The organism is Limosilactobacillus mucosae, from assembly GCF_046939755.1.
GTDB classification, from domain to species: Bacteria; Bacillota; Bacilli; order Lactobacillales; family Lactobacillaceae; genus Limosilactobacillus; species Limosilactobacillus mucosae_A.
On the sequence record NZ_JBKZAY010000006.1, the window covers coordinates 66063 to 79116 of the forward strand.

General features: G+C 47.3%; 13 protein-coding genes. 10 read left to right on the plus strand and 3 right to left on the minus strand.

What is annotated here, in order from left to right; genetic code table 11:
• Positions 1-83: 83 nt before the first annotated feature.
• Entirely contained in the window at positions 84-1469 is a 1386-nt protein-coding gene (locus ACLUWI_RS03635; protein ID WP_412146181.1) for a C69 family dipeptidase, read from the plus strand.
• Between the two features lie 28 nt (positions 1470-1497).
• Positions 1498-2397 (plus strand): DNA/RNA non-specific endonuclease, encoded by a 900-nt coding sequence (locus ACLUWI_RS03640; protein ID WP_412146182.1) that lies wholly within the window; start codon positions 1498-1500, stop codon positions 2395-2397.
• 36 nt (positions 2398-2433) lie between these two features.
• On the opposite strand, the gene ACLUWI_RS03645 is transcribed toward ACLUWI_RS03640, so the two are convergent.
• Entirely contained in the window at positions 2434-2775 is a 342-nt protein-coding gene (locus ACLUWI_RS03645) for a helix-turn-helix domain-containing protein (RefSeq protein WP_045025376.1), read from the minus strand.
• A 259-nt stretch (positions 2776-3034) separates the two neighbouring features.
• Here ACLUWI_RS03645 and ACLUWI_RS03650 point away from each other — a divergent pair, with 259 nt between their 5' ends.
• Both ACLUWI_RS03650 and ACLUWI_RS03655 read left to right on the plus strand, forming a co-directional pair.
• Entirely contained in the window at positions 3035-5362 is a 2328-nt protein-coding gene (locus ACLUWI_RS03650; RefSeq protein WP_412146183.1) for an ATP-binding protein, read from the plus strand.
• A gap of 116 nt (positions 5363-5478) precedes the next feature.
• On the plus strand, positions 5479-5676 hold the full coding sequence (locus tag ACLUWI_RS03655) for a hypothetical protein (protein ID WP_412146184.1): 198 nt from the start codon (positions 5479-5481) through the stop codon (positions 5674-5676).
• A gap of 51 nt (positions 5677-5727) precedes the next feature.
• On the opposite strand, the gene ACLUWI_RS03660 is transcribed toward ACLUWI_RS03655, so the two are convergent.
• Positions 5728-5994 carry a DUF454 family protein gene (locus ACLUWI_RS03660; RefSeq protein ID WP_412146185.1) on the minus strand — a complete coding sequence of 89 codons (267 nt, stop codon included), beginning with the start codon at positions 5992-5994 and terminating at the stop codon, positions 5728-5730.
• Between the two features lie 162 nt (positions 5995-6156).
• On the opposite strand from ACLUWI_RS03660, the gene ACLUWI_RS03665 reads away from it, so the two are divergent.
• Positions 6157-7035, plus strand: a complete 879-nt coding sequence (locus tag ACLUWI_RS03665) for an alpha/beta hydrolase (protein ID WP_412146186.1) — start codon at positions 6157-6159, stop codon at positions 7033-7035.
• A gap of 47 nt (positions 7036-7082) precedes the next feature.
• Here ACLUWI_RS03665 and ACLUWI_RS03670 read toward each other — a convergent pair whose 3' ends face one another.
• Positions 7083-8627, minus strand: a complete 1545-nt coding sequence (locus ACLUWI_RS03670; protein WP_412146187.1) for a gluconokinase — start codon at positions 8625-8627, stop codon at positions 7083-7085.
• A gap of 149 nt (positions 8628-8776) precedes the next feature.
• Here ACLUWI_RS03670 and ACLUWI_RS03675 point away from each other — a divergent pair, with 149 nt between their 5' ends.
• The 5 genes from ACLUWI_RS03675 (at position 8777) to ACLUWI_RS03695 (ending at position 13050) form a co-directional block, all read left to right on the plus strand.
• Positions 8777-8938, plus strand: coding sequence for a hypothetical protein (locus tag ACLUWI_RS03675; protein WP_412146188.1), 162 nt, complete (start codon positions 8777-8779; stop codon positions 8936-8938).
• 135 nt (positions 8939-9073) lie between these two features.
• The gene (locus tag ACLUWI_RS03680) at positions 9074-10267 is read left to right on the plus strand and encodes a PLP-dependent aminotransferase family protein (RefSeq protein ID WP_412146189.1); all 1194 of its coding nucleotides are present in this window, start codon (positions 9074-9076) and stop codon (positions 10265-10267) included.
• Positions 10268-10651: 384 nt separating this feature from the next.
• The gene (locus tag ACLUWI_RS03685; protein ID WP_412146190.1) at positions 10652-11521 is read left to right on the plus strand and encodes a hypothetical protein; all 870 of its coding nucleotides are present in this window, start codon (positions 10652-10654) and stop codon (positions 11519-11521) included.
• On the plus strand, positions 11514-11750 hold the full coding sequence (locus ACLUWI_RS03690) for a hypothetical protein (RefSeq protein WP_412146191.1): 237 nt from the start codon (positions 11514-11516) through the stop codon (positions 11748-11750). The genes ACLUWI_RS03685 and ACLUWI_RS03690 overlap by 8 nt, the downstream gene beginning before the upstream one ends.
• Positions 11740-13050 carry a glycosyltransferase family 2 protein gene (locus tag ACLUWI_RS03695; RefSeq protein WP_412146192.1) on the plus strand — a complete coding sequence of 437 codons (1311 nt, stop codon included), beginning with the start codon at positions 11740-11742 and terminating at the stop codon, positions 13048-13050. The genes ACLUWI_RS03690 and ACLUWI_RS03695 overlap by 11 nt, the downstream gene beginning before the upstream one ends.
• Positions 13051-13054 lie beyond the last annotated feature (4 nt).

A 13054-nucleotide genomic window follows, 5' to 3' on the forward strand; every position in this document is an offset into this window, starting at 1 on the left:
CGTCTGGTCAATTGGCCAGACGCTTTTTAGCTGGGACAGTATGCTATAATTTTTAGTAATCATGAATTAAGGAAGGGATCGCAGTGAAACATACCTGTACGACTTTTTTGGCTGGGAAGGCAGCCACGATTGATGGATCAACTTTGATCTGTCGTCAAGAAGACTATGGCAATGCGTTTGATCCACAGCGCTTTGTTGTCGTCAAGCCCGAAGAGCAGCCGCGCCACTATGCCTCTAAGACGACCAGCTTTACGCTTGAGCTGCCGGAAAATCCGCTCAAGTATACGGCCGTACCCGATGCCGACGATAGTGCCGGTATTTTTGCGGCTGGTGGCATTAATGCTGCCAACGTTGCCATGACCGCGACCGAAACGGCTACGACCAATGCCCGCGTACTAGGGGCCGATCCGTACAATTCTGACAGCGGAATTGGCGAAGCGGATTTTGTTACCTTAGTATTGCCATATATCAAATCGGCTCGCGAAGGCGTCAAAAGGCTGGGCCATCTTTTGGAAAAATATGGTACTTATGAATCCAATGGCATTGCGTTTAGTGATCATGATGAGGTCTGGTATTTTGAAACGATTGGCGGTCATCACTGGGCCGCTTTAAAGATTCCGGATGATGCCTATGTAATCGCGCCAAATCAGTTCAATATTACCGATTATGATTTTGAGAGCGACGCAACCATGTACGCCGCTGATCTGCCGGCTTTTATCAATCGTTATCACCTGAATCCCGAACACGGCCTGAACCTGCGCGAGATCTTTGGCAGTCGTACGGCCAGCGATGCCCGCTATAACTATCCGCGCGCTTGGTACGTTCAAAAGCTGCTGAGCGATGAGGAACAAAAACTCCCGACTGACCAGGAACTGCCGTTTGTCTGCCATCCAAAACGCAAATTAGCAATTGAAGACATCAAGCAGGCAATGAGCATGCATTTTCAGCATACCGACTTTGATCCATATGGCCAGGGACCCGCAAATGATCAGCACAAATATCGGCCGATCGCGTTAAACCGCAATCTTGAAATTCACATGCTGCAGATCAGAAATCATGTACCAGCCTCCATTGCTGGAGTGCACTGGTTGGCGTTTGGTCCCAATACGTTTAATGCTGTGGTGCCGTTTTACGCCAACGTAACCGACACGCCAGCACCATATAAGAACACGACCAGCGACTTTGATCTGCAGAATATGTATTGGTTGACGCATACGCTGGCGGCGCTGGGCGATCAGAACTATCAGCGCTACGAAATGATGGAAGAAAACTTCGAGCAGACGGTCATGGCGGCCTGTCGTCAGCTGCAGTCACAAACCGACGCGCGCATGCAGACGGCTGATGAGATTAATACTGTAGAGCTGACGCAGGCCAACGAACAGATGGCGCAGATCTCGCTGACTGAGAGTACCAAACTGTTGGGCAGGATGGTCAAAGAAGCATTTAAGCACGAGAAACTGCAATACTAATAATCATTTGATAGGCAAGGAGAAATAAATGAAGAAGAAAACGCGTCAAGTCCTGCATTGGCTGACGGCTTTCGTAATTTTGTTCGCCCTCAGCAGTCTGATCAAGCCAGGGACGCCGACCGGCAATTCAGCCACGGCTGCCAATAATTCCAGCAGTTCAGCCGTTTTGACCAGTCAGTTAAAAGAAAAGCTGAGCGGCCTGGTTAACAAGGCCAGCAGCTCAACTGGTAGTCAGCATGGTTCCAGTACACTGATTACGCCCAGTCAGACCAAGGCAGCTTCGGTTCTGTCAGAAGGCGTTAAACAGCAGCTGGGCGGCAGTCTGACTTGGAATGGGCATGGTGCATACATTGTTAACAATAACCAGACCCAGCTGAATGCCGGTGTCAGCAGTGCACCATATGCCGTCAACTACACTGACAGCCGCGGTCGTGCTTGGCGAGGCGAGGCTTGGCTGAACAAGACGACGCGTCAGTACCGCAGTCGTGACCAGACCGGCAATGGCGCCACTAGTTGGAAACCAGCAGGATTTTTGCAGGCGACGAATCTTACCAATGGCCCATCGCATGCCTATGATCGTGGCCACCTGCTGGGTTATGCGCTGGTTGGCGGGATTTCAGGGTTTGATGCCTCAGAGTCGAATCCTAAAAACATCGCCACGCAGACGGCCTGGGCCAATGAGGCAGCCAACGAGAATTCAACTGGGCAGAATTATTATGAAGGGCTGGTCAGAAAGGCATTGGATCAAAACAAAAAGGTTCGCTATCGGGTAACCGATATTTATGATGGTGCCAATCTGGTTCCATCAGGCGCGCATATTGAAGCCAAGTCCAGTGATGGCAGTCTTGAGTTTAATGTCTTCGTGCCTAACGTTCAAAACAATATCGTAGTCAATTATGCAACTGGAGCCGTAACGGCAAGCAATTAAAAAAACAGTCGACGAGAAATTCCGCCGACTGTTTTTTTATTGTGTGTCTTTAATCGCATCAATCAACTGCAAAATCGCATAGGCCGCTTTATCAGCCTGCTGTGGATCCATCGATTTTAGCTGGTAGATTAACTGATTAACTGAAAGAGAGGTTTCGCGGTCGCGCTGACTGTCCTCGACCAATTGTGCAGTTGAGATTTGCATGGCGTGGGCAATCTTGTTAAGCGTTTTGATGCTGACGTTTTGATCACTTGTTCTCTCTAGTCGTGAGATAAAATTGACAGACAAACCGCTTTCTTCAGCAAGTTTTTCTTGAGTTATCCCGAGGCTTCTACGGAAGGCTCTGATATTCTCGCCTATATTTAAAATTTCCGGCACCCCCTCTTTTTAAATCTAACTAAAAAATTTGAAATTTTTAACGTTATAGATAAACGGTTTCATGAAACAATTTTTACAATTAGTGCACATATTATAGAATTGACATATTTTTTGAGTAATTTTGTTTTTGCATAAAATAAAATCCTGGTGAGTGCACATAAATTTACTTATCATTCTTTAGGGGCAAAACTTGCAAACGTTATAAAAATACAGCAAAATGGAACATAGTATAAAACGATGACGAAGAAGGAACCAGTTTATGAGTACGACGACGCAAAATTCGGCCAGTCAGAGACGACGGGTCCACTACGTTTTTAATAATCAAGAGGTGCCACGCTTGACGATTCGTCAGCTGTTTGACACCCGCCGCTTCAGTCGCTTGACGGCGGTTACCGGGGAGCTGGATGCCGACTTTTTTAATCAGCACCTCAGCGACTTTATCCAGGTTGAGATTGCCTTAGGCGCTCCAGAACAGACAACGCCACAGACCGCTGACGAGACGGCCACGAAAGGTGCTTTGACGAATGCACTGCTAGCCGCCGCCAATAAGCAGCCGGCACGTTTGTTTGAGGCCTTGAGCGGGCAGAATCAATTGAACGTGCTGAATGGTCTGTACACGGTTGAGCAGGCCCCCGTCCAAGCCATTCATTCACGCTTTTATCTGCTTAGCGACGACACTGGCGCCAACACGCGGGTAATCCTGGGCAGCATCAACCTGACCGCGGCTTCTTTTGATGAGCACCATAATCAGCTTGAAGAAATACTGGTGTTTGATAATAGTCCCTTATATGCTAATTTTATGCAACGGTTTAAGAACGATCTTAAGCCAGTTTTAAAAAATTATTTTTCAACTGAGTTGCTTAGTGCCGCGCAAAAACAGCTGGATGCCATGAAAAAGGATCAAAAAGCTGGTAAAGACGTCGGCAACGTGATCATTCTTGGCAATGAAACGACTGACCAGATTGCAATTGCCGATATGACCGAACTGATCTCACATGACGTTCAGCAGCAGATCGATCGGGGAATCGTTGGTCAGGAAATCACTAAGGCCATGCGCGACATTACGACTGATCGGGCCTTGGTAAAAGATGAGCTGGAACGTTCAATTCATCAGCAGGATGCCATCTTCAACCTGCAAAAGGACTCGGTCTCGCCACGAGCTGCCAAGCCAACGCTTAAAACGCGTGAGAAAATCTATAAACGGGTACGGCAGACGCTGATGACTGATATGACGCCCCAGGAACGCTCTGCCGAGAAAAAGTACACCACGTTTTTGTATGATCGGCCAATGGAGCGAAATCTGGCCAATGACAACAGCGGCCTGTACGTGCCAAATGACGCCGGCACCTACCCAATTCCATTTGGAAAGCTGGCTACTATCAGTGAGATCCGCGATGGTTTAAAGAGCATTGATGCCGTTATGCAGGGCTATGCCAAGTATGTGGTCGACTACACGCCTGATTATGGTCGACGTTTTTACGAAGCCATTTTATACAGCTTTACGGCGCCATTTTTATGGGAGATCCGCTCCAAGGCCAGTCTTAATCCGGAAGACGGCAATGACGTTCCCAACTTTTTGGTGTTAGGCGCTACGGCAGGGTCGGGCAAGTCAACGCTGCTTAGAATCATCAATCAGCTGACCTGGAATACGGATCGCTCGTTGATTGATTTTGGTACGATCTATCCAACCGAGACGCCGCAAAAGAAGCTGAAGACGGTTCAGGCTTTAGAGCACTATATGAAGACCGGCAGTACCTACCCAGTCTTGGTCGATGAAATCGAGCCTTACTTCTTCCAGCAGGATCAATACAGTCGCCATCTGATCGTTGACACCATGAATGATCTGGTAAATCATCCCCATGCTGTCGCGCCATTGATTGGTACGACGAATTATGACTCGGGCTTCACCATGCTGAGAGAAACGGCGCGCCGGACCTACTACCTGCAGATTGACAAGGTGATTGACGAGGCGCAAAAAGGAGAGGCCAACAAGTACATCTACAACGTCCGGCAGACGCTAAACAACACGCTTTTTAAGGATTTTGTCGTCCGGATGGCCACGCTGCTCAGTGACGATGAGACGCCATGGCGGACTTTTGACAAACAGACGGGGCGGTTGGACTTTTTGGCCAATACACGCAAGCTTTTCAAAGAATATTATGAGATGGCGGATCTGCCATTGCCTGACTTTTTTGCCGATGCCATCTGTGACGATTTTCGCGAAAGTGCGCGGAGTCGGTGGGCTAAGCTGTATCTGACGCAGACCGAGGACTTTAAGTACTATGCTGACAAGCACAGTCTGCTGTTTGACATCTCAAAGCTCAATACCTTTAACGGCTTCAGCGCCGACAGTATTGAAGAGTACCGTAATGCGCTGCCGGTTGAGATCTGTGTTGACGGTATCAATGGCAAGCGCGGCAAGTTTATGGAGATCAAAGAAGATGCCTTTTTCAAGTGGATTGGTGAGCCTGATCCCTATCTTGAAGACGCCGATTTTGCCAAGGAGACGGCCACGGAGCCAGAACGTTTGGCAGCTGCCGAACCGCCAAGAAAGAAAAAGGGCTTTTGGGCAAGACTGTTTGGCTAGGAATTTTCTTTGAAGAGCTTAAGCCTAGATTAGAATTGCATTTACCAAGCGAAAGGGTTTACAATATCCTTGCGAGATAGTTTAATCAAACAATTAACTTAAAGAAGGTTTGGCAGATGCGTTTTAATCGAAAATTTTATAAGGACGTCTTTTTCTGGGGTGGGGTACTGATTTTTTTGTCAGCAATCTTATATCAGGGCAGCTGGTCAACTTGGTTTGGCTACTTTGATGTCTTCTTGATCGGTTTCGGCCTGGTATTAGCTGCGATGACCATGGTTAGCCGCAGTGCCCCTAAAAACAAACAGTCCAGATAAAAAGGATTTTAGCACGAAGCTAAAATCCTTTTTGTTTGACGATCTGCTTATTTAGTCTTGCTCCGCCTTAACTAACACGCGCTTTTTGTTATGACGTTTCATATGGAATTTTTCCAATACTGGAACGACCATGCGCTGATACCAGTGGCGACTCGTGAGCCAGCGATGGAAGCGCGGTGACAGCTTAGAGAGCGCAAACAGTGCCAGTAGGAAAAATGGTACCTGAGGGATAACGGGCAGTGCCAACCCGATGATGCCGCCGACAAAACCAGTCAGTGCCAACATGCCCCAGCCAATTTTCTCCAAAACGATCAGCATATGGTCATCTCCTTTATAAACGATACTTGATTTTATTGGCAAAATTATAGCACGTTCAGCTTCAAAGCGCATTGAAAACGAATCGGCCTAAAGCTTTTTTAATCTTTGCTCAACAAACGGTGCGTTATAATTAGACTAGTTTGATGATAAGGGATGATGGTAATGCTGAATAAAAAGCAGCTAGTGATCAAGATAGTCTTAAAACGATTATGGTACTTGGTTTTTAGCATTATCGTAATTGCGATGGCCGTTCAGCTTTATTTATTAAGGGGAACGCCCAGCCAGTCCTTGAACATGCATCAGCTGCGCTCTGATTTCAGCTATACTGATACGCCAACGCTTTTGATCCCAGGACAGGGCGGCAACACGATTACTTTCAATACGTTTATCAAACGCGCCCAAAATGAGAATATTGCGCAAAGTGCCATGGTCGTGCGTGTCTCGCCGACTGGTCAGGTCCGCGTCAAGGGCAACCTCAAGGGTAAGAAAAATTCACTGATCCAGATTCTATATGACTGGAATTATAATGTTTCGTTCAAGCCGCAGATGCATCAGCTGACACAGGTCTTGATCGTGCTGCATCAACGCTATCACGTCAAGCGTTTGAATATCGTTGCGCATTCTTATGGCGGAACGGAATTTCTCCATGCCTATCTGGGCAGTCCAAAGCTGCAAAAAGAGATTGCGTTTCAAAAAATCGTGCTGTTGGGTGTGCCAGTTGAAGAAAGCTTTGGTACCAATACCAAGTATACGGCCTGGCTGTTTAAAAAGTCACGGGACGCGGAATTTAAACAGCTGCTGCGACAGGTAAAAAAAGCACGGTTTGCGAAAAATGAAGCCGTCTACAACATTATGGGCAAAGAGGCTGATCGAAAGACGGATGGTGAAGTTCCCAACATCCAATCACAGATGATGGCAACGCTGTTTAAGAACACCGCAGTCAAATACGTGCAGCGCTGGTATCCTAAAACTACACATCGACAGCTGCACGAAAAAAAGACGATTTTGGATTACGTCATGCAGATTCTTTGGGGAAGATAGGCTTACTGAATAAAAAAGAGCACGGTAAAACGCGCTCTTTTTTTATGCTAGTTAAAGTGACAGTACTTATGCTGAAAATCGGCAATTGCATTGTATTCCTGCTGCAGATCGCTGCTAAGCTGAACGTAGATGGGCACCAGCGATTGATAGATATCATAGGTGGCCGGATCAGGCTGACAGGTTGCGGTTTTTTTAAGATGTTCTTTGATGACATCGATTTTCTTGATCATTCCCAGACTCTTCATACCCATAACTACCGCGGCCAAGGTGCGACTGTCCTGTTCTTGAGGAATGGCCACGGGACTTTGAAAGACATCGGCCAAGATCTGCCGCCATAGGCCAAACCGAGCAAAATTACCGGTTGCCATAATCTGCTGGGGTTCGCCGACGACCGTTTCCAGGGTTAGACTAATTGCGTAAAGCTCATAGACGGTTCCCTCCAAAACGGCCCGTGCCATGTGTGCTCGGGTGTGATGCGGCGTCAGCCCAAAGAATGATCCCCGGGCGTTGGCATTCCACATTGGAGCTCGTTCGCCGTTTAGGAAAGGATGGAAGATCAGACCGTCTGAACCAGCTGGAATCGTTTTGGCAATTTTGGCCACGACATCCAGACTTTCTTCATGCATCATATTGGCCAGCTGTTTTTCCGGAGCAAACAGTTTGTCACCAGCCCAGCTGAACACCGTATTGCCGGCATTGATAGGACCACCGACGACCCAGTGCTCTTCATCCAGGGCATAGCAGAATAAGCGCCCTTCGATGTCAAAACGTGGCTGATCAGTAATTACCCGGACGGCCCCCGATGTATCGCCAATCGTAATAGCCGTGGTTCCCTGATCCAACGCGCCAACTCCTAGATTATCCATCGGTCCGTCAGCTGCTCCCAGAATAAATGGCGTATCCATTGGCAGGCCGATCTTAGCGGCAATCTGGCTGCGCAGTCCTCGTACCTGTTCATATGGACTGGCCAGCTGCGGCAGTTGGTCAGCTGAGATGCCAATCTGCTTGAGGGTTTCTTTGTCCCAGTCAAGCTCTTTTAGATTCAGCAGACCGGAAGCACTGGCTGATGAGATATCAGTTTTCAAAACGCCAAACAGCCGCCAGAATACATAATCTTTGATGCCTAGCCAGCAAGTCGTGCGCTCAAAAATCTCGGGATGCTCATTTTTAAGCCAGATCAGTTTATAGGGCAGGGCCATTGGATGAGTTGGCGTGCCTGTACGCTGATATATCTTTAATCCTTCGCCGCTTTGCTTCATTTCAGCTGCGTACTTGGCTGCGCGATTGTCGGCCCAGGTCAATACGCGCGTCAGTGGCTTATTGACCCGGTTTAGGCCAATCAGACTGTGCATCATGCTTGAGAAGGAGACGCCTCGCAGCGTGCCATTGTTCAGATCTGCCTGGCCAACGACCTCATGCAGCGTATCAACGACCGTGTCGAAGATTTCGTCGGGGTCTTCTTCCAGCATCTCCGGCTCATCGCGGAACAGATGATGTGAACGAGACGCGCTTGCCAATGCATTAAAGTCTTGGTCATATAAAATCGCTTTGGTGCAGGTGGTGCCGATATTTACGCCGATCAAGTAATCCATTTGATCCCCTCATTTCTAGTTTCTAATTATAAGTATAAAAAAAGCCGGGCAGTGGTTCAAGCATTTCAAAAGATTTTGTGAAATTAATCACGATAATTTTGGGACCATAGAAATGTTAAAATAGACAAAAACCAACAGAAGGTGACAGAATGCAAAAAGAACATGGTCAAGTAACGGGAATCATTTGGAAAACACCAGCAGAAATGGCTGCCTATCAAGAACTGCAGCAGTATGCCAAAGCTCATGGCATGACGGTCGCGGCGGCCGCCAAGCAACTGTTGATGCAGAGTCTGCGTCGCGAGGTCAACTGACAAAAAGCACCAACTTAATTTTTTTTGCCAAAAGGACTTGCAGAATTAAAAAAATGCGACTATTATAATAGCCATATTAAAATTTAATGAGATTCATTAATAATTTGTTTTTAAGAATGAATAGGAGTGATCGGAATGGTTCAATTTTCAAAACGGGTTCCTGCAGATGGTACGGACGCAGTTGGGGCAATCCTGGCAGCGGCGGCTGATCCATCAGTAATTTCATTTGCCGGGGGCCTGCCAGCGCCAGAACTGTTCCCCGTCGCAGAAATGAAAAAAGCGGTCGACACTGTTTTCGATGAACACGGCCGCGAAGCCATGCAATATGGTGCATCGCGCGGGGTAACGGAACTGCGCGAACTGATTACCAAGCGCGTTAAGGAACGCGAAGGCATTGATTCAAAGGTAGAAAACGTCATGGTAACGACTGGTTCTGAACAAGTGCTGGATCTGGTCGGCAAGGCCTTTATTGATGAAGGCGATGAAGTTCTGGTGGAAGACCCAACCTACCTTTGTGCGCTGGATGTCTACCGTTCATATGGCGCCAAGTTTGTGTCCGTGGCTCAAGATGATCAAGGGCTGCGTGTCGATGCCCTGGAAGAAGCGCTGAAGAACCACCCAAAGGCTAAGTTGCTGTACACGGTTTCCAATTTCCAAAACCCAACTGGCAAGACGATGCCGGCTGATCGTCGGAAGCGCATTGCTGAACTGGCTGCTGAATATGACGTTATGGTGCTGGAAGACAACCCATACGGTGATATTCGCTTTGAAGGCGAACACGTGCCGGCCATCAAGTCATTTGATACCACTGACCATGTTTTGTACATGAGCACGTTCTCCAAGATCCTGGCGCCTGGTTTCCGTTTGGGTTGGGTATTGGGTGATCCGAAAGTCATTGACAAGCTGACGGTTTTAAAGCAGTCGACCGATCTGCACACTGACCAACTGGCACAATGGGCGGTTGTTGAATTCTTTGCCCAAAACGATATCAACAAGCACGTCGACCAAATCAGTGCTCTGTATGGCAAGCGCAAGGATCTGATGATTGAAGGCATGAAGAAGTACTTCCCAGAAGGTGTCAAGTACACGAATCCAGAGGGCGGGATGTTCCTTTGGGTTAAGGTTCCTGGAGTTACGGACACGGTTGAGCTGTTCAAGAAGTGCTTGAAGGAAAAGGTTGCTTTCGTGCCTGGCGATCCATTCTTTGCCGGCGAGCCAGAACCAGGTACTTTCCGTCTGAACTACTCCAACATGCAGGAAGACAAGATCGAAGAAGGTCTGAAACGTCTGGGAAAGGCTTTGTCGGATGCCGTTAATGAAAACAAGTAATGCGAATGATTATTGAGTTTAGTTTCATTGATTTTTCAGCCAACAATTATAATTAATGAAATGCGGACTGTCAGCTGTGTAGCTGGCAGTTTTTTTAATTTAACCAAGCGAATTGATTACAGAAACTGTTTTTAGTTGAGAAAATACAATTGAAAGCAGGCAAATCATCATCAGAAAGACGCGTTGCGCATTTATGACGATTTTAATCAAAAGTTCCAAAAAAATTTATTTATAAAAATAATCATAGGAGTAAAGCCGTTTTGATATCGCTGATAAGGTTAATCGGACTCTAATTATCTAACGACCGTTAAATGCACAGATTGTAACTTTTGGTAAATGTGATTATATTTTAAAATGAGAAAAATTAACTATGGAGGGATGATAATGTTTCGCCGCCATTCGATTCTGTTTTTTCAATTGGCGATTTTGATGGTGATCATCGCTTCGATGGCATTGATCATTTGGTCATCGCTTTACCAGACCAATATGATGATTGCCATGGCCGTTATGATTGGATTGGGTGTTTTGGTAGGGATGATGATTCCCAGTATTTTAATCAGCTGGCTGATCATTGCATTAACGACGCTGGGCAGTGCGATTCTGCTGCTTGGCTACGTAGTGATCGCGGCCCCGATCAAACTGGCTTTGCTGATTACTTTTCCCGTAATTGCCTCATTAACTTTGGTCGCCAGAGAAATGATTACCGGCTGGGGCTGGCTGGACAAAAACCGCAGCGAGATTCAGTCATATGCGGCCCACTATGATCCCGTCACTAAGCTGCTGACCCGCTATAATGCGGTTAAGTTGTACGAAAAGTGCATGCTGTATATTCATGATCGCGATGATGTCAATCTCTGGACCAGCGTATCGGCCGTACATTGGACGCACAGCACCCAGTTTCAGCAGTTTCACGAGCAGGAGTATAATCAGGTGCTTCAAGAGATCGCCCGCGTTTTAAAAATCGACCGGCTGCCTTCTGAATCGCTTTACTATCTTGGTAATGCCACGTTTATGATTATCTCGCATGAACTGTCGGATCACGTATTGGAACAGCTGAACGATCAGACCAAACGCCTGCTCGCTAAGATCGAGGTGAATGGTGCCACGGCTCAGTATAAATGGGGAACGCAAAAGATTGATCGGCAAAACGTTACGCACTTTATGACGTTTGAAAAGGTGGATCGGCATCTGCAACGCGAAATGGAGACTGACATTGTCACTGAGTATCTGAAAGGAAATATGATCGATGGTTAGGATCTTTTTTTGGCTGGCGACGGCAATTACGCTGCTTTTTTTATTGGCGGTGATCATTTTGTTTGTCTGCAACTGGATCATCTACTATCGCATTGAAGAAATGGAGACGCATGGCCCAGTCAAAAACGACTTGACACAGGCCGAAGATGCCCTTTTGAAGCTGCCGCCCAAAGAGCATATTAAGCGGCGGCTCAGAGAACTGGGGGTGAAATCAGACGATGATCAGTGAAATAATGATGGTCGTGACGCTGGTGTCAATCTGGCTTTCACTGTTGATGTCGATCATTACGCTGAGCGGAGCAACCAGTTTTTGGTTCAAGCACAGTCGGATTCGTGCGGATGTCTTGCCATTGAAGCGTTATCCCATGATTACCCTGGTCGTGCCGGCGCATAATGAAGAAATCGTGATCGCGCAGACTGCCAAGGCGATTTTGGAGCTCAACTACCCGCAGGACAAGGTCGAGCTGCTGCTGTACGCCGACAACTGTACTGATGACACGCTAAAAGAAATGTACCGTTTGATTGAGCAGCCCCGTTATTTTGGCCGCAACGTCAAGATCATCAATCGTCATGGCACGGGCGGCAAGGCAGGGGTGCTCAACGATGCCCTAAAGATCGCGCATGGCGAATATATTGGCGTTTACGACGCAGATGCCATTCCCGAGCGCAATGCCTTGTATTTCTTGGTACAAAAAGCGCTGGAAGATCCGCGGCGCTATGTGGCGGTATTTGGCCGCAACAAAACCCGCAACGCGCAGCAGAACTTTCTGACGCGCTGTATTAATCAAGAAATCGTTGTAACCCAGCGAATTCAGCATTGCGGAATCTGGCATATGTTTAAGATTGGCCGGATTCCGGGAACCAATTTCATTATTCAGACCAGATTCGTTAAATCAATTGGCGGTTGGCGCAATGGAGCATTGACGGAAGATACCGACATCTCGTTTAAGATCATGCAACAGAACCGTTTGATCGCGCTGGCGTACAATTCAGAGGCCTTTCAGCAGGAACCGGAGACAGTACATGACTACTACTTTCAGCGACTGCGCTGGGCCAAGGGCAACTATCAAGTAGTGATCCATAATTTTAGACATCTGTTTGACCGCAGCAACTGGCGCGTTAAGCTGGAGACGTTTTATTATTCCTGTACGTTTTTCTGGTTTAACGCGGCAATTGTCTTATCAGATGTGATCTTTTTTGCCAACGTGGTCACGCTGCTTTTGCGGTTGGTGATGCCAAGTCTGACGGTGCCGTTTACGTTTGGCGAAAGCAACATCCTGATTGCGCAGCTGCTTTTGTTCAACTGGCTCTTAATGATCAACCTGTACGTTCTGCAGATCAGCATTGCCATGTCGACACAGTTTGGCCAGGCGACTACCGATCAGCTTTGGCTTGCTTTGGCTTCTTATTTTACCTACTCACAGCTGTTTATCGTCGTGTCCATTCACGCAGTTATCTCGGTAACTTTGGATGCGATCTTGCATCGAAACGGCAATGTTTGGGTAAAGACGAAGCGTTTTGATGACTGATGAT

Bases quoted from the DNA above. Each gene is read 5' to 3' on its own strand.
- ACLUWI_RS03640 (WP_412146182.1), top strand. From the start codon at position 1,498: ATGAAGAAGAAAACGCGTCAAGTCCTGCATTGGCTGACGGCTTTCGTA.
- ACLUWI_RS03650 (WP_412146183.1), top strand. From the start codon at position 3,035: ATGAGTACGACGACGCAAAATTCGGCCAGTCAGAGACGACGGGTCCAC.
- ACLUWI_RS03655 (WP_412146184.1), top strand. From the start codon at position 5,479: ATGCGTTTTAATCGAAAATTTTATAAGGACGTCTTTTTCTGGGGTGGG.
- ACLUWI_RS03660 (WP_412146185.1), bottom strand. From the start codon at position 5,994: ATGCTGATCGTTTTGGAGAAAATTGGCTGGGGCATGTTGGCACTGACT.
- ACLUWI_RS03665 (WP_412146186.1), top strand. From the start codon at position 6,157: ATGCTGAATAAAAAGCAGCTAGTGATCAAGATAGTCTTAAAACGATTA.
- ACLUWI_RS03670 (WP_412146187.1), bottom strand. From the start codon at position 8,627: ATGGATTACTTGATCGGCGTAAATATCGGCACCACCTGCACCAAAGCG.
- ACLUWI_RS03675 (WP_412146188.1), top strand. From the start codon at position 8,777: ATGCAAAAAGAACATGGTCAAGTAACGGGAATCATTTGGAAAACACCA.
- ACLUWI_RS03680 (WP_412146189.1), top strand. From the start codon at position 9,074: ATGGTTCAATTTTCAAAACGGGTTCCTGCAGATGGTACGGACGCAGTT.
- ACLUWI_RS03685 (WP_412146190.1), top strand. From the start codon at position 10,652: ATGTTTCGCCGCCATTCGATTCTGTTTTTTCAATTGGCGATTTTGATG.
- ACLUWI_RS03690 (WP_412146191.1), top strand. From the start codon at position 11,514: ATGGTTAGGATCTTTTTTTGGCTGGCGACGGCAATTACGCTGCTTTTT.
- ACLUWI_RS03695 (WP_412146192.1), top strand. From the start codon at position 11,740: ATGATCAGTGAAATAATGATGGTCGTGACGCTGGTGTCAATCTGGCTT.